Origin of the sequence: Nakamurella flava, from assembly GCF_005298075.1 — a bacterium.
GTDB lineage: Bacteria > Actinomycetota > Actinomycetes > Mycobacteriales > Nakamurellaceae > Nakamurella > Nakamurella flava.
Genome location: NZ_SZZH01000001.1, coordinates 2,161,118 through 2,185,310, shown reverse-complemented (window position 1 = coordinate 2,185,310; position 24,193 = coordinate 2,161,118). Strand labels below are relative to the sequence as shown.

Here is a 24,193-nt window from a genome sequence, read left to right as displayed (position 1 = left end):
TTCGTGATCGACCACCGGCGCACCGACCGCGACCGGTCCCCGTTCCACCAGCCCGACCCGCACGCAGGATCGCGCGGTGCTGGGTGCGCAGACGAAGACACACGACAGTCCGGGCAGCGCCGCCCCTCGGTCCCGGACCCCACGGTCCGGACCGGCAATCAGCGGCCGACGGCGAGGTAGGGAACACATGACGAAGCGAACGCGATCCGGTCAGGGTCGTCGGGCCGGACGCCTCCTGGGCACGGTCGCCACGGGCCTGGCTCTGGCCATGGTGTCGGGACTGCCCTCGGGGCGGTCCGTCGACCCGGCCACCGGGCTGGTCGGCGATCGCCGACTGCCGCTGCAGCGGCGGTCCCACGGACGGGGTTCCGAACCCCGTCGACACGACGTGGCGGAGCGGACGTCCCGCCCGGGTCCGGCCGCGGACGCCGGCGGCCTGCGCATCCTGATCGTGACCTCCGAGGCGCCCCCGGTGGTCAGCGGGATCTCCCGGACCATCGAGCACCTGCAGAAGGGGCTCACCGACCTCGGACACCACGTCGACATCGTGTCCCGGGCCGACTATCCGGCCTTCATCCGGCAGGAGGTCCGGCTCTCGTCCATCGGGCTGTTCTGGCCGACCCTGCGCCGGCGGTTCGCCGCCTACGACGTCATCAACCTGCACGGCCCGGTGCCGACCATGAGCGAGGTCGTCTTCCTCCTCCGGTCCACGCTGCACCGCGCACAGCAGCCGACCGTCGTCTACACCCATCACTCCGACCTGGCGATCGCCGCGGTACAACCGCTGTGCCGGGTCTACAACGGCATCGCCCGGACGCTGGCCCACCGGGCCGACGCGGTCGTCGTCAGTTCGCAGGCCTACCAGCGCAAGCTGCACCGCAACGGCGGCGCCCCGGTCCGGCTCATCCCCTGGGGGGTCGATCTGCGGGGCCGGGTCGGGCAGGCCCGCTCCGCGCAGGCGGGGCCGCTGAAGGTGCTGTTCGTCGGGCAGTTCCGCGTCTACAAGGGCATCAACGTGCTGCTCGACGCGGTGGCCGGGCAGGACGGCATCGAACTGACCATGGTCGGCAGCGGTCCGATGAAGGACGAGGTCACCGAGCGGGTCCGCCGGGAGGGGCTGACGAACGTCACCCTGGCCGGGCGACTGTCCGACGACGACCTGGAAGAGGCCTACCAGCGCGCCGACGTCATCGTCCTGCCCAGCCTCACCACCGCCGAGGCCTACGGCCTGGTGCTGGCCGAGGGCATGGCCGCCGGGTGTGTCCCTGTCGCCTCGGCGCTGCCCGGAGTGGTCGAGGTCGCCGCCGAGACGGGCATCGTCTGCCCGCCCGGTGACGTGGCCGCACTGCGGAGTGCCTTCACCGGGCTGCGGGACGACCGGCACCGCCTCGCGACGCTGTCCCAGCGGTCGCTGGACCGCTCGGCCCGGTTCTCGGTCCGGTCGATGGCCCAGTCCTACGCTCACGAATTCGTCACCGCGGCGGAGTCGGCCGGTCGCCGGCGCGCCGGACACGCCCTGCCGGCCCGCTGGTCCACCCCGGCCCATCTGCTCGACGAACTGCTCGACCGGATCGGCGCCGACGAGGCCACCCTGACCCTGCTCTGCCGGGACGGCCGGGTACAGCACGGCCAGACCTGGGCGGCCGACGGGTCGTCGCGCCGGCAGGCCGCCCCGCTGGCCCGGTTGGCCGGCGGGCTGTCCGAGCCGGTGGTGGTCCGGGCGACCGACACGACGGCGGGGGAGCCCACCCTCGCCCGGCTGGCCGCGGCACTGCCGGCCGGGGTCACCTCGGCGCTGCTCGTCCCGCTGCGCCGCGCCCGCGGTGTGGTCTCGGTGGTGCAGGTGATGACCCACGAGGGTTCGGGGCGGGTGCTGGACCGTCGCGATCTCGCGGCCTGCCTGCAGGTCCTGGACCTGCACTACGACAGCGAGCTGCTCGCCGTCCCCGGGTACTCGCCGGTGATCGACCGGCGCGTCGAGCGGGGCGGGCGTCATGCCGCCGACGAGGCCCGGTCGGCCTGACCGTCATGCGCATCCTGCTGCTCAGTCACACCGGTCTGTCGAGTGTCTTCCGCGTCGGCAGTCACCACCTGGCCCGGGAACTGTCCGCGGCCGGCCATGACGTCGTGCACGTCAGCAACCCGATCTCCCTCAGCCACGTGGCCGCCGTGCGGGACCCCGAGGTCCGGCGACGGGCCCGGCAGGCGGTGCCCCTGCGGTTGCACGCCCATGAGGGTGCGGCCTTCGCCGTGCCGTGGAGCGTGTTCCCGCTGATGCCGGATCCGCTCCCGCGTCCATTCCGACTGGGGTCGGGAGCCGTCCTGCGTCGCCGGCTGGCCGCCCACTGGCGGGCCCTCGGGCAGGATCCCCGGCGTCCGTTCGACCTGACCCTCATCGATCAGCCGCTGCTGGACTACCTGTTGGACGATCTGCCGGTCGGCCCGGTGGTCTACCGGCCCACCGACGTGAACGTGCGGCCCGGGCAGATCGCCGCCGAGGACCGCGTCCTGGACCGCTGCGCCGGCGTGATCGCCACCTCCGGGGTGGTGGCCGCGGCCATCGCCGAGCGGGTCGCGGACCGCCGTCCGGACCTGCCGGTGGTCGCGGTGCCCAACGGCGCGCAGATCGCGGCCTTCGACGTGGCCGGCCCCGCGTGGGAGCAGCGTCGGGGCGCCGTGTACGTCGGGGCGCTGGACGAGCGCTTCGACTGGGCCGCGGTCCGGGAGATGGCGCTGGCGGTGCCCGGGGAACCGGTCGACGTCCACGGTCCGGTCACCGGGCCGGTGCCGGACCTGCCGCCGAACGTGGCGATCCACGGTGCGGTGCCCTACGAGCAGGTCCCGGCCGTCTTCGCCGCCCACCGGGTCGGGGTGCTCCCGCTGTCCGAGCACCCGACGAACGCGGGCCGCAGCCCGATGAAGTTGTACGAGTACCTCGCGGCCGGTCTGCGGGTGGTCGCCCGCCGGACCCCGGCGCTGGCCGCCGTCCCGCTGGCCGATGTCGCGCTCTACGGACCCCCGGTCGCCGGGGCGGGCGAGTCGCCCAGCACCGATCCGGACACGCCCGCCGCCGCCGGCCGCGCCTACGCCCACGCCCACGCCGAGCCCCCGTCCGGTGACGGACGGGTCGCGGCCCGGGAGATGGACTGGTCGTTCCGGGCGGCGCTGGTCCTGGACCAGGCCCGGGAGATGACCGACCCGGCGAGGTCGGTCGGACGGGTGGGCCAGCCCGCCGGCTGATCGGCAGACGACGGAACTCCGGCGGCGTCCCGGGGGGTGGGATGCCGTCGGAGTTCCGGTTCGCCGCGTCCGGGCGGCCGGCGGGTCAGGCCCGCGCGTAGGCCGCCCAGGTCGCGAAGTCCAGGGTGCCGTTCCAGAACTGATTGTCGTGGGCCCAGTAGACGGTGGAGAAGCCGCAGGTGGCGCCCTGTCGCATGGTGGTGGCCATGTAGCCGTCCTGGTTCCGTGAGGAGTAGACGCCGCGCTTGGGTTCGCTGAACCCGGGGTTCTCGCCGACCTTGGGGATGCCGTACTCGTCGGCGATGCGGGAGATCCAGCGGGCGCCGCCCCAGGTGGTGACGGCCATGTCGGTCAGCGGGACGTTCTTGTCGGCCGGGGTGCAGGAGTCGTTGCCGCCGGACCCGTCGGCCATCGAGCTGACGTTCGCCGCGATCTTCTTGTCGGCGTGGTACATGTCGAAGTAGATCCGGTCCCACAGGGCGCCGACGGCCAGCGGGCTGGCGGGCAGGTTCTGCCGGGCCAGGACGTCGAGCTTGCGGGCGTAGACGCCGACCCCGGGGGTCATGATCTCGAAGGTGCCGGTGAAGTTCAGCTTGCGCATGGCCCGCATCTGCCATTCCCCGACATCGGCGAGGGCGTCGACGTACCAGAGGGCCCACTGCTGGGTCTGGGCCGGCTGCAGTCCGGGGGTACCCGGCTTCCAGCCCGGATAGGGGTTCGGGCCGACGGTGCGCGGCAGGTCGTCACCGTTCTGGGCGTTGGCGTCGAACGCCCAGTAGGTGGTGCCCTCGGGGTAGATGAGCTCGGCCCGGCCGCCCGAGGTGATGCGGATGGCGTCGATCTGGCTCATGTCCAGGACCTTGGCGACGCGCTGCAGGAACTGCCACCCCTCGCTACGGATCTTGTCGTTGTAGATGAAGTTGGCCTCGTTGCTGACCTTGCCGTTCTGGTCGACGAGGCGACCGTTGGGCATGGAACGAACCCATTCCGGCGTGAAATGCAGACCCAGTCCGAGCGTCACCTTCATTCCGGATGCGCGCAATTGAGCGAGACGCCATTTCATCTCGTTCTCGTAGGTCGCGTTGAACACGCCGTTCTGCGGTTCCCAGTTCCGCCAGCTGATTTCCATCATGGCGGTCTTCATGCCGGCGGCCGATTCCTCGGCGGCCTTGAACGGGCTGGTGCCCAGGGTGGAGATCTCGGGGTACGACGTGCCGGCCGGCGGAGCGGGCACCGTGACCTCGGCCGACGCAGTGCCCGCGCCGGTGGTCAGGCCGGCGGTGAGGGTCACGGCGAGCCCGACGACCACCGAGCGGAACCGGAACCCGAGGCGGCGGGTCGGTCCGGCGGTGGTGGTGGGACTGTGGGGGGTCAGGCGTGCGGCGGTCATGTCGTCCTCCGGGATATGAGGGCTGCAACGATTTCTTGCTGTGCTCAAACCGTAATCGGGCGACTACTTTCCGCACATCATCCGGGGCGATCAACTACGCCCCGGCACAAATGCCCAGATGATTGGTGATGCATCAGAAATGGCCTGGGTCGTTTGCATCAGGCCGCCTGGTCGCCCCGCACCATCTGCACCGTGTTCCGGTCACACCAAAGGGGTGTCCGGACGCCGGCGGGTGCCGGCAGGGTGCAGGGGGGGCGGTCACCGGTCGGGTGCGGGAGGGGGCAGCCGGGGCGGCCGTCCGTCCGGGTCGACCGACGCGCGGCGGCGCGGGGCGGTGAATCGCCCTGAACCAGCCGTTTCGGGAATTGAGTACGGGCCCCTGTTGAACACATAGTGGAGTTGGTCAACAGCGATCGGTAGTCGGCAGGCGGGTTCGTGGAGGTTGCGTGAAGGACGGGGGTTCTGTCGCGCTCCCATCGATCGCTGTGTCGGACCCGGTTCCCGGGCCGGTGGAGCCATCGAGGTCGACCGGACGGTCACGCGCGACCCACCGAGCCGAAGAGTTCGTCCTGGCCGCCGTCGAGCGGCGGTACCGCGAGGTCCTGGACAGCATTCCCAGCCTCAGTCTGCTGGTGTTCGGGCCGGGGCTGGTGGTGCAGTTGGCTGCGGGGTCGCTGCTGCGCCGCGCCGGATACGACCCCGACGAGATGGTCGGGCTGCCTTTCGGTGAGGCGGTCTCCGAGCCGGTCGGTCGCCGGCTCGTCCCTGACCTGGAGCGTGCGCTTCGGGGGTCGTCGGTGGACACCCACTTCACCAGTCCGGTCAACGGCTGGGAGTACGTCATCCGGATCCGCCCCGTGCGGGACGCCCGGGGGACCGTGGTCGGTGGGTTGTTGCTCAGCGAGGACGTGACCGGTCCGCGTCTGCTGCAACGGCAGCTCGAGCAGGTGCAGCGGGCCAGCCGGGTCGGCAGCGTCCGGTACGAGATGGGCCACGGCTGGGTGTTCGACCCCATGCTGTGGGAGCTGCTGGGGCTCGTCGACGTGGACTCCGACGCGGGGTCCGATACCGCCGTCCGGCTTGGACCAGGACAGGCGCACGCCGACGCGTCCTGGGTGATCGACCTGGTCGTGCCCGAGGACCGCCCCCGCGTGCAGCACGCCTACGGCACGGTGCTGGCCGAGGGGGGTGAGGTCACCGTCGACTACCGCCTGCGTGGCTCGGACACGGGCGGCGTGCAGTACGTCCGGGGGACCTGTCAGGCCCTCGTCGACGACCAGGGACGGCTGCTGCAGGCGATGATCACGCACTCGGACGTCACCGGGGCCGTCCTGGCGATGCAGTCGGTCGAGTCGGCGCGTACGGAGTCGGCGAACGCCCGCACCGCGATGTTGCGGCAGGCCAGTGATCTGTTGGTCGACTCCGGCAAACCGGTCCCGGAGCTGGTACAGAAGGTGACCGAACTGGCCGCGGCCGGCTTGGGCGACGGGGCCATGGTGCGCATCCTCGAGCCCAGCGGCCGGACGGTGGAGGCCGATTTCGTCGCCCATCGCGACCCGGCGGCCCGGGCCCGCCTCGCCGAGTTCGCCGCGCTGAGTGCGCCGTTCTTCGATCGGTCGGCCGGCGTCGAACGCTGGCTCTACGGTCGGGGCCGTTGTGTGAGCAGCCTGCATCGTGACGCGGCGACCATCGTCGGACCGGACGGACTGACGACTCCCTACGGCCAGATCCCGCACTACGTGTTCGCGCCGATCCGTCACGACGGCGCGGTGCTCGGGGTACTGGGCGTCATCCGTCGCGATCCGGACCGGCCGTACGACCCGGGCGACGACGACCTCACCCAGGTGCTGGCCGACCGGGTCGGCGCGGTCATCGCCCACGGACGCACCCGGGCCTGGGTGGAGCAGCAGGGCCGGGAAAGAGCCGCCATCCTGGGCCGGATCACCCAGCTGTCCGCCGAACAACGCGAACTCGTCGATCAGCTCGGCGATGTCGAACAGCGTGAGCGGATCCTGCTGGCCGAGGCCATCCACGACGATCCGATGCAGACCATCGTGGCCGCGGCCATGCGGATCGACACCCTGGCCATGTCGATGTCGGGTGAGGCCGGGGCGGAGTTGGAGCGCCTGGTCGACATGCTCGAGTCGGCGGTGGACCGGCTGCGCACCCTCATCGTGGCGCTGAATCCGCCGGACCTGTCCGAAGGGTTGGGTCCGGCCCTGCTGAACCTCGCCCGCGGCATCTTCACCGGCACCCGGACCCGCGTGACCTTCGAGGGTCGGCAGCACGTGGGTCTGTCCATGGGGGCCAAGGGAACGGTCTACCGGATCTTCCGGGAGGCGCTCGTCAATGCGCGCAAGCACGCCGACGCCGACGAGGTGGTCTTGCGGGTGGAGGACTCCGCCGACGAGGTCCGCGTCTCGCTGTCCGACGACGGGGTCGGCGCGGATTCGTTCGATTCAGCTCCGGGACACCTGGGAATGATTACGATGCGTGCGCGTGCGCATGCGGAGGGTGGCGAACTGACGGTGTCCGGATCCAGAGGGGAGGGGACACACGTGGTGCTGGTGCTCCCGAGAAGACGGGCCGACAGCTCGTCGACCGACCGACGAACCATGGCGGGTCAGCACGCACGGCCCGCGTCCCCCACCGACGGAGCGTCCGACTCATGACTGAACGCGCGGGCGGCATCCTCGCCGGCTCGACGGAAACGGTGCGGACGTCGCCGATCAAGGTGGTCATCGTCGACGACCATCTGCTGGTCGCGGATTCGGTGGCGGCGGCCCTCGACGCCTACGACGACATGGAGGTCGTGGAGATCGCCGGGAGCTGCGCCAACGGTTTCGCCGCCGTGCAGCGCCATCGTCCCGACGTCCTCGTCCTGGACCAGCGCCTGCCCGACGGTCTGGGCACCGACGTGCTGCCCGCCATGCTCAGCCTCAGTCCGCGCACCAAGGTCCTGTTGATGACGGCCGTCGACAACGACGAGGTCCTCACCCGCGCCATCGAGGGCGGGGCCGCCGGCTTCATCCCCAAGGGTGACCGGGCCGCGAGCCTGGTCCGGGCGGTGCGGGCCGCGGCCAACAACGAGGCCGTCATCACCGCGGACACCCTGCGCCGCCTGATGCCGCGGCTGGCCCAGCGGGGGAAGCGTCTGGGCGACGACCTCACCGCCCGGGAGCGGGAGGTCCTGCAACTGCTGATCGACGGCAAGAGCACCGCGGCGCTGGCCCGCGCACTGGTGGTCTCACCGGCCACCGCTCGCAACCACGTGCAGTCGATCATGACCAAGTTGGGCGCCCACAGCCGCCTGGAAGCCGTCGCCATCGCGACCCGCGAGAAGATCATGGTCGGCACCTGATGTCCGGCGCGGGTTCGGCCGGTGAGCACGACCCCGACGAAACCCGGCCCCGGTGCCGGGTGGTGATCTGCGACGACCGCGCGGAGCTCCGCGACGCCATCGGTCTGGTCCTGCGGGGACACCCACAGTTCCGGTTGGTCGCCGAGGCCGAGGACGCCGAGAGCTGCCTGCAGCAGGTGGACCGGCACCGCCCCGACCTGCTCATCCTGGACGTCAACATGCCCGGCGGCGGCCCCGACATCACGCGCACCCTGCGGACCCGCTGGCCCGGGCTCTTCATCCTGGTCTATTCCGGTCAGAGCCGTCCCCAGGTCCGGGACGACATGCTGGCCGCCGGCGCCGACCGGTTCGTGCTCAAGACCGGCCGGCTCCGCCCGCTCATCCAGGCGCTGGACGAGGCGAGCACCGGTCGCGTTCCCGGGTCCGTCTGAGCGACCGCCCCGTCCCGGACGCCGCGCCGGGTCGTCCAGGACGGGCGGCTCAGGCGAAGGCCGCCCGGAAGCGGTCCAGGGCCAGGTCCGGATCGCCGGACGCCCAGCCCTCCAGCCCGACCACCCCGGTGTAGCCGTGTCGGCGCAGGGCGGCCGCGACCGCCGGGTAGTGGATCTCGCCGGTGCCCGGCTCGCAGCGCCCGGGGACGTCGGCCACCTGGATCTCGCCGACCCACGGCAGAGCCCGCTCGGTCAGCTCGACCAGGTTCCCCTCGCCGATCTGAGCGTGGTAGAGGTCGAGATTGAGTCGCAGATGCGGGTTGTCGACGTGCTGCACCAGCGCCAGGGTGTCCGCCGCGGTGGCGAACGGGGTGCCCGGGTGATCGACCGCGGTGTTGAGGTTCTCCAACATGAAGACCCGTCCGGCGCGTTCGCCCAGCGCGGCCACCCGGTCCAGGGTCCGGGCGGCCGTCAGCCACATCTGCGGGGTCACGGCGCTGGCGGGCCGGACCGGCAGTCCCCGGTCGTCCAGCCCGGTGCCGTGCAGGTTCAGCCGGGGGCAGTTCAGCTGCTCGGCCACGGCCAGCGACTGCTCGGCGGTGCGCAGCAGCTCGTCGGCCCCCTCCCGATCGGCGAGCCGACCGGTGACGTACCCGGTCATCGAGGAGAACACGACGCCCTGCTCGGCCAGCCGCGCCAGGGCGGGGACGTCCCTGACCGTCCAGTCCCAGATCTCGACCTCGAACCCGCGCTCGTGCAGCCGGCGCACCCGCTCGACGAAGGGCAGGTCGACGTAGATCATCTCGGCCGAGACGGCCAACCGGTAGTCGCTCATGCGCCGGCTCCGGTCACTCCGTCGAGGCGGACCGCGCGGCCGGTGCGGACGGATTCCGCGGCGGCCAGGGCGATCTCGAGCGCGGCCCGGGCGTCGGTGCCGTCGGCGATCGCCGGATTGCGCTCGGCTCCGGGGGCGGCGGCCCGGCGGCGGACGGCGGCGGTGAAGGCGGCCAATTCGGCCACGTAGGCGGCGTCGAGCAGTTCCTGGTCGCTGCGGGCGGTGGACACGGACCGGCCACCGGTGTGCGAGAACACCAGACCGGTCGACCGGCCGTCGCCCATCGTCGCCATGCCGCCGGCGGCGAACAGTTCCCCGCGGACGTCGTAGCCGTAGGCGGCCTCGAAGCAGGCCTCGGCGATGCCGACGGCGCCGTTGTCGAACTCGACCAGCACCGTCGCGGTGTCCTGCAGGCCGCGGTCGCGCCAGTCCGGTTCCACCGTGGCGGTGGCGGTCGCGAAGACGCGGACCGCCCGGGCGCCGGGGTTGAGGTACCGCAGCGTGTCGAAGTCGTGGATGAGGGTCTCGTTGAAGATGGTGCCCGGGGCGACCCGGGACGGGTCGAACCCGCCGGGATCCCTGGTCAGCGAACGGATCTGGCGCGGCGTGCCCAGGTCTCCGGAGTCCAGCAGGCCGCGGGCGGCGTGCCAGTCGGCGGCGAAGCGGCGGTTGAACCCGATCTGCAACAGGGTGCCGGCATCGCGGACCGCGGCGAGCGCACGGTCGGCGTCGGCCAGCGACAGGGCCATGGGCTTCTCGCAGAAGGTGTCCTTGCCGGCCGCCGCGGCGGCGACGACGAGGTCGGTATGGAAGCGGGCCGGCGCGGCGATGACGACGGCGTCGACATCGGGGTCGGCGAAGACCTCGGCCGGGTCGGTCACGGCGCGGGCCGCGGGCGCCGGGTCGACGGCGAGCTCGGCGGCGAGCTTCCCGGCCGCGCCCGGGGCCGGGTCGGCGATGACCGCGAGGTGCACCCCGGGCAGCCGCTGGGCCAGGGTGCGTCCGTGGAAGGAGCCCATGCGCCCGGATCCGATGAGCGCGACCCGTACGGGGTTCGTCATGTCCACTCCTGTGTGTCACTTGTAGAACGTTCTAGTCGGTCCGACCATCAGCATGGGCCGGGTCGCCCGGCGCGTCAAGCGGTCTCGCATAGAACGTTCTAGTTCCGTCGCGCTACCATCGGCCGCATGACCGTCCCGCCCGCCGGCCGCCGGCCCACCCTGGCCGATGTCGCGGCCGCGGCGGGGGTGTCGGTCGCCCTGGTGTCGATCGTCATGCGGGACGCGCCCGGCGCCGGTGCCGCCACCCGGGAGCGGGTGCGCCGGGTGGCCGACGAGATCGGCTACCGCCCGGACGCCGGCGCGCGCCGGCTGCGCAGCGCCCGGTCCCGGCTGCTGGGCGTCGTCTTCGAGGTGGAGCAGCCGTTCCACGCCGACCTGGTGGGCGGTCTGTACCAGGCGGCCGAGCGGCGGGGCTACGACCTGACGTTGAGCGCCGTCACCGGGCGCCGTTCGGAGGAACGGGCGGTGGACGATCTGCTCCGCGACCGCTGCGAGGGGCTGGTGCTGCTGGGTTCCCGCGCCACCACCGCTCGACTGGCCGACCTGGGGGCTCAGATCCCCCTCGTGTCGGTCGCCCGCGCCGTCCGCTCCGCCGAGGTCGACGTCGTCCGCACGGCGGACGCCGAGGGACTGCGGGACGCGGTCGACCATCTGGTTGCCCTCGGTCACCGGCGCATCGCGCACGCCGACGGGGGCCGGGCGGCCGGTGCGGCCGACCGCCGACGCGGTTACGCCGAGGCGATGGCCGCGCACGGGCTGACCGATCACTTGGTTTTGCTGCCAGGCGGTCTCGGAGCCCAGGACGGTGAAGAGGCCGGGCGGGCGCTGCTGGCGCTGCGGCCCCGGCCGACCGCCGTCGCCGTCTTCAACGACCGCTGCGCGTTCGGTCTGCTGGATGCGCTGCGCCGGGCCGGGGTCGATGTTCCGGGGGAGATCAGCGTCGTCGGGTTCGACGACAGCAGCCTGGCCCGGCTGTCCGCGGTCGACCTGAGCAGCGTGGCCCAGGACACCGACCGGTTGGCCGATCTGGCCGTCGACCGGTTGGCCGACCGACTCGACGGTGATCCGGACGGCGCTCGCCCCGGCCCCCGTGAGCAGGTCGTCGCCCCGCGCCTGGTGGTGCGGAGTTCCACCGCCCCGCCGTTCCCGGGGCCTGCCGGCTGAGCGGCGCCCGGGCAGCTGCGGTCGGCGGTGGATGCCGCCGATCGGTGGGTGCCCGAGCGCTCCGGGGACGGCGGTCAGCCGTCCGCGGCCAGCAGCGGACCGCCGATGGCGCGCACCGTCTGCAGGGTGTCGACCTCGTCGGGCGTCTTGTCGTCCCGGTACCGCAGCACCCGGGCGAATCGCAGGGCGACCCCGCCGGGATAGCGGGTGGACCGCTGCAGGCCGTCGATCGCGATCTCGGCGACCAGCGGCGGGTCGACGAACACCGTCGACCGGGTGCGCCGCACCTCCCGGGCCTGGAACTGCTCGGTCTGCCAGGCGAGCATCGCGTCGGTCATGCCCTTGAACGTCTTGCCCAGCATGACGAGCTCGCCGGTGTCGGCGTCGCGCGCGGCCAGGTGGATGTTGGACAGCCAGCCCTGCCGCCGGCCGTAGCCCCATTCGGCGGCGATCACCGCGAGGTCCAGGGTGTGCCGGGGCTTGACCTTGACCCAACCGGCGTCCCGCCGCCCGGCTGCGTAGCCGGCCGCGGCCCTCTTGACCACCAGGCCCTCGAAGCCGTCGGCCACGGCCCCCCGGAACACCCGCTCCAACTCGGCCAGCGACTCCGCGTCGTCCACACCGTCCGGCAGCAGGTGCCGGTCGACCCGCAGGGCGGGCGGTAGCAACTGCTCGGCGATCTCAGCCCGGACGGTCAACGGCTCGTCCAGCAGGTCCCGGCCGTCGAGGTGCAGCACGTCGAAACACCGCAGCTGCAGATGGTTCTCGACTTCGTCGACGGCCGGTGCGGCGGCCGTCCGGGAACCCCGGCCGGCGGCCCGGGTGGCCGCTCGGGACGAGATCTCCTGAAAGGCCAAGGGCCGGCCGTCCGGTCCCGACGCGATGGCCTCGCCGTCCAGCACGGCGGTGTCGACGCCGAGACCGGCGACCGCCGCGACGATCCCGGGCACCCGGTCGGTGATGTCGTCCAGGCTGCGGGAGAACACCCGGGTCCCATGGGGGCCATGGTGGACCTGCACCCGGATGCCGTCCAGTTTGACGTCGGCGAACGCCGGCCGGCCGACCTTGTCCAGCGCGGCGGCCGGGTCGGGGGCCGCGGCGGCCAGCATGGGGGAGATCGGGATGCCCACGGTCAGCCGGACCGACTCCAGACCCGGCAGCCCCTGCGTGGCCAGCAGTTCCGCGGCGGCCGGGGTGGAGCCGAGCAGCATCGACGCCCGCTGCACCGCGGCCACCGGCACCGTGAACGCCTGCGCCAGACCGTCCTGCACGAGCGCCACCAGGGCACCCTGGCGCAGCTCGTCGAACGCCAGGCCGCGCAGGAAACCCTGCTCGTCCGCGGTGGCCCGCCCCCAGAGCTCCGCCACCGCCGCCGCCCGCCGGGCGACCGAACCGCTGCCGGCCAGCTCGGCCATCGCCGCGAACGCGGCATCCACCTCGGCCACCGTCAGCGACGGCTCGACCGCCGGGTCGGGCACGTCGCTGAGCGCCGCCCAGCCGACCCCGGTGCGGCGTTGCCGCAGGGTCCCGGACAGGTAGGTCACCACCAGGGCGATCTCGGCCGGTTCGGCCGCGCCGATGACCGCGGCCAGCCGATCCCGCTTGGCGATCCGGGACCGGGTGGCGGACAACTCCCGCCAGGTCTGCACCAGGGTCTGCAGTTGCATCCCGCCATCTTGGCGGTCGCCACCGACAGTCGGGGCCTGTCAGCTTCGGAACGCCGAAGCCGCTGACGCCGATCACCGCCGCCGACGCTGGTCATGATGCGGTGACACGCCGTCCCGCCCCGTCGTCGGCGCCGAAGATCAGCGTGAGCCGGCCTGGTCGGCGTCCGGCGGACCGGGGTGCAGCCGCCAGCGTTCGCAGATGTCCCGTAGTCCGGTCAGATCCACCCGGTGGATCCGCTGCCGACCGACCCGCTCGATGCGGAGCAGTCCGGTCTGCTCCAGGACGTCGAGGTGCTGGGTGATGGCCTGACGGCTGCCGGTGGTGACCCCGTCGGTGACCAGGCGCGTCGTCAGCTCGAACAGCGTCTGCCCGTCCCGCTCGACCAGCGCGTCCAGGACGGCCCGCCGCACCCGGTGGGCCAGCGCGTCGTACACGGTCGGTGGTGCGGTCGCCGACGGGCGGCCGGGCCGACCGCTCAGGACTGCTGCACCAGGACGACCAGGTTGCCGCAGGTGTCGTCGAAGACCGCGGTGGTGACGTCGCCCATGGCCTGCGGCGGCTGGGTGAAGTGCACCCCGGCCCGTTCCAGACGATCGACCTCGGCCCGCACGTCGTCGCTGAACAGCATGAGCAGCGGGATGCCGTCGGCGGCGAGGGCGTCGCGGTACGGCTTGACCGCCGGATGGTGGGCCGGTTCGAGCAGCAACTCGATCTCCGGTCGTCCGGGCGGGGCCACGGTCAGCCACCGATCGGTCCCCAGGGGCAGGTCCTGGCGTATCTCGAAACCCAGGACGCCCGTGTAGAACCGCTCGGCCTCGGCCTGATCGTCGACGAAGACGCTGGTGATTCCGATGCGCAGCATGGCCGTCCTCCTGTCGTCGGTCCTGTCAACACAGGCAAGTTACTACTTGCCTGTTCCGCCGTCCAGGATCCGTCGCGAGTCAGGCGTACTCGCGCAGGACGGCCGAAGAGAACACCGGCCAGGCGTCGACCGCCCACGGTCCGAAGGCGGTGTCGGACAGCCCGACACAGGCCAGTTCGGCGTCCGGGTCGACCCACAGGAAGCTGCCCGACTGGCCGAAATGCCCGAAGGTTCGCGGCGAGTTCTCCGCCGCCGTCCAGTGCGGGGCCTTGCCGTCTCGGATCTCGCAGCCCAGACCCCAGTCGTTCGGGGTCTGCCGGCCGTAGCCGGGCAGCACTCCGGCCAGCCCGGGGAAGGCGATGGTCGACGCCAGCCGCACCACCTGGGGGATGAGCAGGCGGGGGTGCAGGAGTTCGGCGGCCAGGGCGGCCAGGTCGTCGAGGTCGCTGACCGCGCCGTGCGCCGGTGGGCCGTCGAGTTCGGTGCTGGACATCTCCAGCAGATCGAGCACCCGCTCCTGCAGTTCGGCGGCGAACGGCCGGCCGGTCCGATCGGCCAGGTGCTGCGCCGCCGCGTCGATGCCGGCGTTGGAGTAGACCCGCCGGCTGCCCGGCGCGGCCAGTACCCGATCGGAATCCATCGACAGGCCCGACGAGTGGCTGAGCAGGTGGGCCAGCGTGGACCCCGGGGGCCCGGCCGGATCGTCGAGCGAGACCACCCCCTCGACCGTGGCGTCCAGCACGGTCAGGGCGCTGATGATCTTGGTGACCGAGGCCCAGCGGTACCGCGCGCCGGTCGTCCCGTCGGCGGCGCTGTCGAACCGGTCGACCACCCCGGTCGGGTCGATGACGGCGACCGCCCGTGCCCCGACCGCCCAGTCCGCTGTCGCCGCCTGCAGATCCACTCGTCGCCCCGATCCTGTCCGACTGTCCGCCGGCCCCGGCAGGGCCGGCGGCAGGCGCGGGAATTTCGCCGCGCGTCTGTCGGCGTCCCGCGCCGGAGTGTGCCAGGTCGCGCCGACCGGTTCGGATCTAGCATCCTGCGAATGGCTCTTCGTGACGGATCAGTGCAGGACTCGGGCGCCGCGTCGACCGTGGGGTCACGACTGCTGGCCGGTTACCGCCTGCTGGTCGCCGCCGGTGTCCTGGTCGCGGTGGGGACGCAGTTCGCGAACTCGGCGGCCAGGAACTTCAGCGTCGGCAACTTCTTCAGCTTCTTCACGATCCAGTCGAACCTGCTGGGCGCCGCCGCGTTCATCGTGGCGGCGCTGACCCCCCGACGGGCCCGACAGTCGTTCGGGCTCAGTCTCTTCCGCGGCGCGACCACCCTGTACATGGCCATCACCGGGGTCGTCTTCACCCTCCTGCTGCGCGGACTGGAGGAGAGCCTGCAGACCACGGAACCGTGGATCAACACCGTCCTGCACTACCTGTTCCCGCTGATCATCGTCGCCGACTGGCTCCTGGACCGGACCGTGCGGCCGTTGCGGACCCGGGACGGTCTGCTGTTCCTGATCTACCCGGTCGGCTACCTCGCCTACAGTCTGATCCGCGGTCCGATCGTCGACTGGTACCCCTACCCGTTCATCGACCCCCGGCCGAGCGGCTACGGCACGGTGGTGGTCGGCGCCCTGGCCGTGACGGTGGTCGCCGTGGTGGCGGCCACCCTGCTGTGCTGGGCGTCCCGGGTGGACCTGGGTCGCCGCCCGGTGACCGGCACCGGCGACGCGACTCGGCGGTAGAACGGTAGGAGTGACGACATGACCGGCACGACAACGACTCTGGCGACCGCACTGGCGGCGGGCCCGGTGGTCCTGGACGGTGGCCTGGCCACCCTCCTGGAGGCGCACGGCTCTGATCTGACCTCCGACCTGTGGTCGGCGCGGTTGCTGCGCGACGATCCCGACGCGATCGTCGCCGCGCACGCCGAGTACTACGCGGCCGGCGCCCAGGTCGCCATCACCGCGTCCTATCAGGCGTCGTTCGAAGGGCTGGCCACCCTCGGCCTGGACCGTGCGGCCGCGGCCGCGCTGATGCGCTCGTCGGTGGAGCTGGCCCGGCGGGCGGCCGACACGGCCCCGGGGAGTGGACCCCGTTGGGTCGCGGCGTCGGTCGGCCCGTACGGGGCGGTGCGGGCCGACGGGTCGGAGTACACCGGCGACTACGGACGGACGGTGGATCAACTGCGCCGATGGCACCGTCCCCGGCTGGCCGAGCTCATCGCCGCCGGACCCGACGTGCTGGCCCTGGAGACCATCCCCGGTGCCATCGAGGCGCAGGCGCTGCTGGCCGAGATCGACGGCACCGGCCAGGCGGCCTGGTTGTCGCTGACCTGCGCCGGCACCCGGACCCGGGCGGGCGAGGACGCCGCCGAGGTGTTCGCCCTGGCCGCCGGAGTGGACGAGATCATCGCCGTCGGGGTCAATTGCACCGACAGCGACGACGTGGACGCGCTGGTCGCCCTGGCCGCCCAGGCGTCGGGGAAGCCCGTGGTGGCCTACCCCAACAGCGGGGAGCGCTGGGACGCGCAGGCCCGGGCCTGGGCCGGCGAGCCGACCTTCGGAGTCGATCACGTCAGCGGATGGATCGCCGCCGGGGCGCGGCTGGTGGGCGGCTGCTGCCGGGTCGGTCCGGAGGCCATCCGGCGGATCGCCGCCACCGTGCACTGACATCTCGGCGGGCGCTCCGGACGGCACGGTCGCACCGCAACCGTCAGTCACAGTCCGGACACGAAGTTGCGAACTCGCGCGCGAGGAGGGCGTCACCCGACTGGCGTACCGCACACTGGTCGGACGAGGCGCTGGGGGGTGCCTCACGACGTGGGGGGCTCATCATGCCGAACCGTGGCGGCACCGATCACACCATCAGCGGACCCGCTCCGGCCCGCCGGCCCTGGCGCCGGGTGACCACCGTCGCCCTGGCCGCCGGTGTACTGCTCGCCGCCGTGACGGGGTGCAGCGGTTCCGGGTCGTCGACCCTGGGGGCCATCGCCGCGACCGTGTCGCCCGCCGGGCAGGAGCAGGCGTTGACCGGATCGTCGGCCGCCGTCGCCGTCCCCGCCGCCCCGTCGTCGTCGGCCCCGGCGCCCACCGTCACCGTGAGCTCGGCGCCCGCCGCGCCGGCGGTGCTCACCGTCAGCCCGGCGTCGGGCACCCCGGCACTCAGCCCGGCCGATCCGGTCACCGTCGCCGTGGCCGACGGGACGCTGGGCACCGTGCGGCTCGTCGCCGCCGACGGCACCGAGATCGTGGGGGCGGTGTCGGCGGACCAGCGGGAATGGTGGAACACCACCGACCTGGCCTACGACACCGATTACACCCTCACCGCCGAGGCGACCAACGCCACTGGGGCACCGGCCACCGCGACCTCGACCTTCCGGACGGTCCGGCCGGGGGGCCGGGTGGAGGTCACCGGGTTCCCGTCGGACGGCATGACCGTCGGGGTGGCCCAGCCGATCGCCTTCTACTTCGATCAGCCGGTGACCAATCACGAAGGCGTCGAGAAGGCCATCACCGTCACCTCGACCCCGGCTCAGAACGGCGGGTTCCGCTGGGTCAACGACACCGAGCTGCGCTGGCGCCCGGAGAGCTTCTGGACGTCCGGGACCCAGGTGACGGTGACCACCGACCTGTACGGCCGGGACCTCGGCGGCGGGATGTTCGTCGGGTCCGACACTCCCCGGTCGTTCACCGTCGGGCGGAAGTTCGTCGCCGACATCGACAACAACAACCACATGATGGGTATCTACGTCGACGACCAGCTGACGCAGCTCGTGCCGGTGTCGATGGGCCGGGACAAGTACCCCACCTACAACGGCATCCATGTGGTCAAGCAGAAGTACGAGTCCAAGATCATGGATTCCAGCACCTGGGGGCTGACCGGGGCGGGGGCATACCGCACGAAGGTCGATTGGGCCAGCCGGATCTCCGACTCCGGTGAGTTCGTGCATGCCGCGCCGTGGTCGGTCGACTCCCAGGGGGTGGAGAACGTGTCCCACGGTTGCGTCAACGTGTCGACCGACTGGGGCAAGTGGTTCTACGACAACGCGCTGCCCGGTGACCCGGTCATCATCAGCAACACCAGCGGTCCGGCCCTGGAGTGGTGGGACGGATACGGCGACTTCCAGCTGCCGTTCGCGGAGTACGTCGCCGGCTGATCCGGCGCCCTCTCCGGGGGCTGATCGAGACGAATCGAAGGGCCCCGCGCCGTGGTGCGCGGGGCCTTTCCGCATCCCCGAGCCAGTCCGCTAATGCGTTTCAGCGACGGAACGACCAGCTCGGTGGGATGAATCGGGCCATGACCCCACGGAGGGAATTGACGGGTCCGAACTGTCACGCGCTGTCGCCGAGCCCCCGGAAGAGGCCCGCGGACACCAGTATGTCGATATTAAAGGACGCTTTCTGGGCGTTGACTGCGCCGATTGGCCTATTGAATGCTGAGAGTGGTCAACGGAGCGAAGTCAGATTGCTGAAGACGCCGGGGGCCATCGTCATGCGGGGCCGTCGGTCCGTGCTCCGCGACCACCGATCCTGAGCGGAGCCCCTCGATGTCCCGTCCGTCCCCCCGTGTGTCCCGCTGGCTCAAGTGGGCCACCATCCCCGCGGCGTTGGGCCTGAGCGCCGTCGTGGTCGCCCAGTCCTCGTACGCCGCGTTCAGTTCCACCACGTCGAATCCGACGAACAACTGGAGCGCCGGCACCGTCGCGCTCTCCGACGACGACGCCAACACGGCCTTGTTCACGGCCACCAACCTCAAGCCCGGCTCCACCGGCACCAAGTGCATCGTCGTGACGTCCAGCGGATCCCTCCCGAGCCAGGTCAAGCTCTACGGCACCAGCCCGGCCACCACGAACAACCTCGCCGGCAGCATCAACCTCTCGATCGTCCAGGGCACGGGCGGCTCCTTCGGCGGCGGTTGCACCGGCTTCACCCCGCAGGCCACCAACAGCAGCGTCTTCTCCGGCACCCTGGCCGCCTTCGGCAGCTCCGCGACCGCCTTCGCGAGCGGGACGCCGACCGCGGCCGCCGCCACCTGGGCGCCCACCGGTGCGGCCGCGGAGAGCAAGACCTACCAGTTCACCTACACCGTCGACCCGTTGGCCCCCAACACGGTCCAGGGCGGAACCGCCTCCATCGGTTTCACCTGGGAGGCCCAGAACACCTGATGACGACGTCGGTGGTCGGGCGGCTGTCGGCCGCCCCGATCAGCGACGTCCACGGCTCGTGGACCCGGGGGGTCAACCGAGCCGAGCGGGAGACCGAGGAGAAGGATCGACGGTGAAGGGGCTGACGACCGCTCGCTCAGGGCATCCCACCGGCGGTGCGGAGCCCGCGAGCCCGGCCGGGGGGACCGAGTGGGTCCGCGTCCTGGCGGCCACGGTGGCCCGCATGCTGCTGTTGTTGCCGATCGGTCTGCTGGTGTGGGTGGTCCTGCCGGCGGGGATCGGATGGCAGCCGACCGACGTGATGACCGGGTCCATGGAACCCCGGATCGTCGCCGGCGACGTGGTCGTCGCCCGGCCCGTCGAGCCCGGGTCCTGGCAGATCGGGCAGGTCCTTCTCGTGGCCGACCCCGATCACGTCGGCCGGCTCCGGCTGCACCGGCTGGACCACATCACCGATACCGGTCAGCTCATCCTCAAGGGCGACGCGAACGCCGACCCCGACTCCACTCCGGTCGACCCGTCCGCCGTCCGCGGCGTGGCCGTCCTGCGGGTGCCGTGGGTCGGTGCGCCCGTGGTGTGGCTCGCTGAGAACCGTTGGTCCGCCCTCGGTCTGACCGTCGTCATGACCGCCGCCCTCGGTTGGCTGGCCAGGCTCGACCGGCGGCGGACCGATGAGCGCCAACGGCCCGGTGGGACCCCGGGGAACCACGCGCCGCCCGGCGGTGGCGGCCGGGTTCTGCCATCCGCGGCCCGACCGGTGGTCGGGCGTCCCTCGTCGTACGAGCCCCCGGCCTATACGCGACGAGCGCCGCGAACCTCGGTCAGCAGCCACCTCGCCGCTGTGGCGGTCGTCGTCGTGGTCGGCGCGGCCGTGACGACCACGGTCGACGCACAGGCCGCCTGGTCGTCGACCACCGCGGCGCCGACGAACTCGTACGCGTCGGCGAGCGATTTCACCTGCGACAGCGCCGTCCTCGCGCGCTCACCCGGCCAGTACTTCCGGCTCGACGAGAACGGTCCGCCGACGGCGGCGAACTCGTCGGGTACCGGCGGCAACGGCACCTATCGCACCAACCTGCTCGGTACCGGGGTCGCCTACGGGGTGGCGGGTCCGTGTGCGGGCGGGAGCAGAGCCGTCACCCTGGACGGAAGCAACGGGTGGGTGTCCACCGCCACCCAGGTCGCCAACCCGACGACCTACTCCACCGGGATCTGGTTCCGGACCACCACCACCAGCGGTGGTTTCCTCACCGGCCTCGTGGCCGCGCGGACCGGCGGCGGCAGCCAGATGGATCGCATCACCTGGATGGACACCAGCGGCCGCCTGGTGTTCGGCACCTATCCCGGTGCCGTCCGCACCCTGACCACCCAGGGCCAGTACAACGACGGGCAATGGCACCAGGTCATCGCCACCCAGTCCGCCGTGGGCAAACGGATCTACGTCGACGGCGTCCTCGACGCGAGCGACGGGGAGACCGGCGCCGAGAACTTCGCCGGCTACTGGCGGATCGGTTACGCCGCCTTCTCCGCCAACTGGGGGGCGGGCACCGGGAACTACTTCGCCGGCACCGTGGCCGGGGCCGCGTTCTACGGAACGGCGTTGAGCCCCGGCGACGCCGCGGCCGAGTACGCGGCGGCCGCGCCGCCCGGCGGATGCGCATCCGCCGTGCGGTCCGCGTCGCCGTTCGAGTTCTACCGCCTAGACGAGGGGGGACCGTCGCTCGCACTGGACTCCTCCGGCAACAACCGCTCCGCGACATACCAGGGCGGCATCACGTACTCGGTGCCCGCGGCCTGCTCGGGCCAGACGGGCATCACCCTGGACGGCACCACGGGATACGTGTCGACCAGCACCGCGGTCACCAATCCGACCACGTACAGCCTGTCGGTGTGGTTCCGCACGACGACGGCCGGAGGTGGACTGCTGATCGGTTTCGGCAACACCTCGGTCGGCACCCCGACCGACTACGACCGCATGATCTACCTCAACAACGCCGGTCGGGTGGTGTTCGGCACCTTCGGCGGGGCCTTCAACACCCTGACCAGCAACGCGTCCTACAACGACGGCGCCTGGCACCAGGTGGCGGCCAGCCAGTCGAGCGCCGGCATGCGGCTGTGGGTGGACGGCGTCCAGGTGGGGTCCAACACCGTGACCGGGAGCCAGAACTACACCGGCTACTGGCGGGTCGGAGCCGGGAACTTCGACTCCTGGCCGGACCAGCCGACCAGCCGGTTCCTGGCCGGCTCGGTGGCCGACGCGGCAGTCTACGGCACCGCCCTGACCGCCACCCAGGTGAGCCAGATGTTCACGGCCGCAGCCATTCCCGCCAGCTGCGCGGCGGCGGTCACGGCAGCCGCGCCGTGGGCCTTCTACCGGCTCAACCAGACCACCGGCTCCAGCGTCGCCGCGGACTCCTCCGGGAACGGTCGCGCCGGTACCTACCAGACCCCGTCGATGTTCACCTTCGGAGCGGCCGGCCCGTGCCAGCGGGACGGCAGTGCGGGGGTCACGCTGTCCGGCAGCACGCCGTTCGTCTCCGCGCCGGTCGCCCTGACCAACCCGACGGTCTACTCGATCTCGGCCTGGGTGCGGACGACCAGCACCACCGGCGGGCGGGTGGCCGGCTTCTCCGGCACGACGACCGGCGTGTCCACGAACTCCGACCGGCACCTGTTCCTCACCGCCACCGGTCAGGTCGTGTTCGGGGTCAAGGCCTCCGGCGGCCTCACCGAACTGAAGACCACCCGGTCATACAACGACGGGCAGTGGCATCTGCTGGTCGCCACCCAGACGGCCGCCGGCACCGCACTGTGGGTCGACGGCACCCGGGTGGCTACAAGTTCAGCCGTCTCGGCCGACAACCGGACCGGTTACTGGCGGGTCGGCTGGGACACCCTCGCCAACTGGCCCAGCGCCCCGCCGTCGAACACCCTGGCCGGGTCGCTCGCCGACGTCGCGTTCTACTCGACCGCGCTGTCGGCCAGCCAGATCTCGACGATCTTCGCGTCCCGCTCAGGCCCCTGAGCAGGCTCAATCCTGGTAGAGCTTGTCCAGGTCGGAGGCGAACTTCGCCTCCACGGCCCGCCGGCGCACCTTCATCGAGGGGGTCATCTCGCCGTCCTCGATCTGCAGATCCCGGTCGAGGACGATGAACTTCTTCACCGTCTCCCACCGCTCCAGCTTGCCGTTGAGCTGGTCCACCGCGTCCTGCACCAGCTTCTGCACGGCCGGCTCGTCCGCCAGCTCCGCGTGGGATCTGTCGCCCAACCCGTTCTGGCCGGCCCAGTCGGTGATCATCTCCGGGTCGAGGGTGATGATCGCGGAGACGAATTTGCGACCGTCCCCGTGCACCACGATCTGACTGGCGTAGGGGAAGTCGGCCTTGAACAGCACTTCGATCTTCTGGGGGGCGACGTACTTGCCACCCGAAGTCTTGATGAGGTCCTTCTTGCGGTCGGTGACCCGCAGGTAGCCGTCGAGCAGTTCACCGATGTCACCGGTGTGGAACCAGCCGTCCTCGGTCAGCACCTCGGCCGTGGCCTCGTCGTTGCCGTGGTAGCCGCGCATGACACTGCCGCCGCGGACGAGGATCTCGCCGTCCTCGGCGATGCCGAACTCGGTGCCGGGCAGCGGCGGCCCGACCGTGCCGATGCGGGTGTCCTTGGGCAGGTTGACCGACACCGGACCGCTGGTCTCGGTCAGGCCGTAGCCCTCGAGGATGCGCATGCCGACGGCGTCGAACCACTCGGCGACGTCGGCGGCCAACGGGGCCGAACCGGAGACGAAGAAGCGGATCCGCCCGCCGAGGCGTTCCCGGATGGTGCCGTAGACCAGCTTGTCGGCCAGCGCCAGCTGGGCCTTGTGCAACGGGCCGGGGGAGCGGCCCTGCTGGCGCAGGCGGACGGCCCGGACGCCGACGCCGATCGCCCAGTCGAAGATCTTCGCCTTCGGGCCGCCGTGCCCCTGGGCGGTGAGAGTGACCTTGGCCCTGACCTTCTCGAAGATGCGAGGGGCGCCACCCATGAACGTCGGCCGGACGACGGCCAGGTTCTCGACGATCTTGGTGAGGTCGCCGTCGACCGCGGTGGAGAACCCGAGTTCGAGTTGCAGGGCGGTGAGCACCTTGCCCAGCACGTGGGACAGCGGCAGCCACAGGTACTGGACGTCGTTCTCGGACAGGATGTGCAGGGCGGCGACGGCGCGGCCCTCGTACATCCAGTTGGCGTGCACCAGGCGCACGCCCTTGGGGCGGCCGGTCGTGCCGGAGGTGTAGATCAGGGTGGCCAGCGACTCGCCGTCGATGCCGTCGAGGCGACGCTCGATGAGGTCGGTCTCGCGGGTCAGGCGGGCGGCGCCGAGTGCGGAGAGCTGGTCCAGCGACAGCAGTCGCAGACCGTCGCCCGGATCGCCTTCGGTGAGCGGTACGCCGTCGGCGTCGAAGAGCACGACGGCTCGGAGCGCGGGCAGGTCGGCCCGACGGATCTTGTCGAGTTGCTCGGCGTTCTCGACGATCGCCACTACCGAACCCGAATCGCCGAGGATGTACGCGACGTCCTCGGCCGTCGTCGTCGGATAGATGGACGTGGTCGCCGCCCCGGCGCACACCACGGCGAGGTCGGCCAGGATCCATTCGATGCGCGTCGCCGAGGCGATGGCCACCCGGTCCTGGGCCTGCACGCCGAGATCGATCAGCCCGGCGGCCAGGCGGGTGACCCGGTCCCGGGTCTGCGCGTAGGTGATCGTCTCCCAGTCGCCGCCCCGCAGGTACTGGTAGGCGGGCCGGTCCGGCGTCGCCGCCACCCGGGCCAGGAAGAGGTGTCCGAACGAGGGCGACTGCTCGCTGAGCAGGCCGCTGCTGGCGCCCGTCCCGGGTGCGGTCATCGGTGGGTCCTCCACAGGTCGACGGGCGCTGGCCTGCGCACCCGTCACGACCACGAACGGGGGCCCGTCCTGCGGGGCTCGGTCAGCGCGACGCCGGGTGCTGCGTGATCGACTCTACGACGCCGTCCGCGCCGCC

Annotated in this window: 19 protein-coding genes; 11 read left to right on the top strand and 8 right to left on the bottom strand. The window is 71.9% G+C overall.

Going from position 1 to position 24,193, the window contains the following annotated elements; translation table 11 throughout:
* The first annotated feature begins 187 nt into the window (after nt 1–187).
* Nucleotides 188–2,023, top strand: coding sequence for a glycosyltransferase (locus FDO65_RS09710; RefSeq protein ID WP_137449102.1), 1,836 nt, complete (start codon nt 188–190; stop codon nt 2,021–2,023).
* A 5-nt stretch (nt 2,024–2,028) separates the two neighbouring features.
* Nucleotides 2,029–3,240: a glycosyltransferase family protein gene (locus tag FDO65_RS09705; RefSeq protein ID WP_137449101.1), complete on the top strand. Its 1,212-nt coding sequence runs from the start codon at nt 2,029–2,031 to the stop codon at nt 3,238–3,240.
* Between the two features lie 85 nt (nt 3,241–3,325).
* Here FDO65_RS09705 and FDO65_RS09700 read toward each other — a convergent pair whose 3' ends face one another.
* The gene (locus FDO65_RS09700) at nt 3,326–4,630 is read right to left on the bottom strand and encodes a beta-galactosidase (RefSeq protein WP_137449100.1); all 1,305 of its coding nucleotides are present in this window, start codon (nt 4,628–4,630) and stop codon (nt 3,326–3,328) included.
* Nucleotides 4,631–5,139: 509 nt separating this feature from the next.
* Here FDO65_RS09700 and FDO65_RS09695 point away from each other — a divergent pair.
* From FDO65_RS09695 to FDO65_RS09685, 3 genes are read left to right on the top strand one after another with little or no spacing between them, the layout of a single operon-like run.
* Entirely contained in the window at nt 5,140–7,302 is a 2,163-nt protein-coding gene (locus FDO65_RS09695; RefSeq protein ID WP_166442109.1) for a PAS domain-containing protein, read from the top strand.
* Complete coding sequence (locus tag FDO65_RS09690) at nt 7,299–7,991, top strand: response regulator transcription factor (RefSeq protein WP_137449098.1); 693 nt, start codon at nt 7,299–7,301, stop codon at nt 7,989–7,991. Before FDO65_RS09695 ends, FDO65_RS09690 begins: the two co-directional genes overlap by 4 nt.
* Nucleotides 7,991–8,422 carry a response regulator gene (locus tag FDO65_RS09685; RefSeq protein WP_137449097.1) on the top strand — a complete coding sequence of 144 codons (432 nt, stop codon included), beginning with the start codon at nt 7,991–7,993 and terminating at the stop codon, nt 8,420–8,422. Before FDO65_RS09690 ends, FDO65_RS09685 begins: the two co-directional genes overlap by 1 nt.
* 49 nt (nt 8,423–8,471) lie before the next feature.
* On the opposite strand, the gene FDO65_RS09680 is transcribed toward FDO65_RS09685, so the two are convergent.
* Together FDO65_RS09680 and FDO65_RS09675 are read right to left on the bottom strand one after the other, a co-directional pair.
* Complete coding sequence (locus FDO65_RS09680) at nt 8,472–9,257, bottom strand: TIM barrel protein (RefSeq protein WP_137449096.1); 786 nt, start codon at nt 9,255–9,257, stop codon at nt 8,472–8,474.
* Nucleotides 9,254–10,318, bottom strand: coding sequence for a Gfo/Idh/MocA family oxidoreductase (locus FDO65_RS09675; protein ID WP_240757517.1), 1,065 nt, complete (start codon nt 10,316–10,318; stop codon nt 9,254–9,256). The genes FDO65_RS09680 and FDO65_RS09675 overlap by 4 nt, the downstream gene beginning before the upstream one ends.
* Nucleotides 10,319–10,444: 126 nt before the next feature.
* On the opposite strand from FDO65_RS09675, the gene FDO65_RS09670 reads away from it, so the two are divergent.
* Nucleotides 10,445–11,482, top strand: a complete 1,038-nt coding sequence (locus tag FDO65_RS09670) for a LacI family DNA-binding transcriptional regulator (protein WP_137449094.1) — start codon at nt 10,445–10,447, stop codon at nt 11,480–11,482.
* 74 nt (nt 11,483–11,556) lie between these two features.
* Here FDO65_RS09670 and FDO65_RS09665 read toward each other — a convergent pair whose 3' ends face one another.
* From FDO65_RS09665 to FDO65_RS09650, 4 genes are all read right to left on the bottom strand, one after another.
* Nucleotides 11,557–13,149 (bottom strand): ATP-dependent DNA ligase, encoded by a 1,593-nt coding sequence (locus FDO65_RS09665; RefSeq protein ID WP_137449093.1) that lies wholly within the window; start codon nt 13,147–13,149, stop codon nt 11,557–11,559.
* Nucleotides 13,150–13,287: 138 nt separating this feature from the next.
* On the bottom strand, nt 13,288–13,584 hold the full coding sequence (locus FDO65_RS09660) for an ArsR/SmtB family transcription factor (RefSeq protein ID WP_137449092.1): 297 nt from the start codon (nt 13,582–13,584) through the stop codon (nt 13,288–13,290).
* Nucleotides 13,585–13,625: 41 nt separating this feature from the next.
* On the bottom strand, nt 13,626–14,009 hold the full coding sequence (locus FDO65_RS09655) for a VOC family protein (protein WP_137449704.1): 384 nt from the start codon (nt 14,007–14,009) through the stop codon (nt 13,626–13,628).
* A gap of 82 nt (nt 14,010–14,091) precedes the next feature.
* On the bottom strand, nt 14,092–14,916 hold the full coding sequence (locus FDO65_RS09650; protein WP_137449091.1) for a serine hydrolase domain-containing protein: 825 nt from the start codon (nt 14,914–14,916) through the stop codon (nt 14,092–14,094).
* A gap of 141 nt (nt 14,917–15,057) precedes the next feature.
* On the opposite strand from FDO65_RS09650, the gene FDO65_RS09645 reads away from it, so the two are divergent.
* The 5 genes from FDO65_RS09645 (at nt 15,058) to FDO65_RS09625 (ending at nt 22,200) form a co-directional block, all read left to right on the top strand.
* On the top strand, nt 15,058–15,753 hold the full coding sequence (locus FDO65_RS09645; protein WP_137449090.1) for a Pr6Pr family membrane protein: 696 nt from the start codon (nt 15,058–15,060) through the stop codon (nt 15,751–15,753).
* An 18-nt stretch (nt 15,754–15,771) separates the two neighbouring features.
* Nucleotides 15,772–16,680 (top strand): homocysteine S-methyltransferase, encoded by a 909-nt coding sequence (gene mmuM / locus FDO65_RS09640; RefSeq protein WP_137449089.1) that lies wholly within the window; start codon nt 15,772–15,774, stop codon nt 16,678–16,680.
* A 164-nt stretch (nt 16,681–16,844) separates the two neighbouring features.
* Nucleotides 16,845–18,167, top strand: coding sequence for a L,D-transpeptidase (locus FDO65_RS09635; protein ID WP_137449088.1), 1,323 nt, complete (start codon nt 16,845–16,847; stop codon nt 18,165–18,167).
* Between the two features lie 390 nt (nt 18,168–18,557).
* On the top strand, nt 18,558–19,175 hold the full coding sequence (locus tag FDO65_RS09630) for a TasA family protein (protein ID WP_137449087.1): 618 nt from the start codon (nt 18,558–18,560) through the stop codon (nt 19,173–19,175).
* A gap of 223 nt (nt 19,176–19,398) precedes the next feature.
* Complete coding sequence (locus FDO65_RS09625; protein ID WP_205849874.1) at nt 19,399–22,200, top strand: LamG-like jellyroll fold domain-containing protein; 2,802 nt, start codon at nt 19,399–19,401, stop codon at nt 22,198–22,200.
* A gap of 6 nt (nt 22,201–22,206) precedes the next feature.
* Here the strand turns inward: FDO65_RS09625 and FDO65_RS09620 are convergent, their stop codons facing one another.
* A complete protein-coding gene (locus FDO65_RS09620; RefSeq protein ID WP_137449085.1) occupies nt 22,207–24,057 on the bottom strand; it encodes an AMP-dependent synthetase/ligase in 1,851 nt (616 codons plus the stop codon).
* Nucleotides 24,058–24,193: the final 136 nt, after the last annotated feature.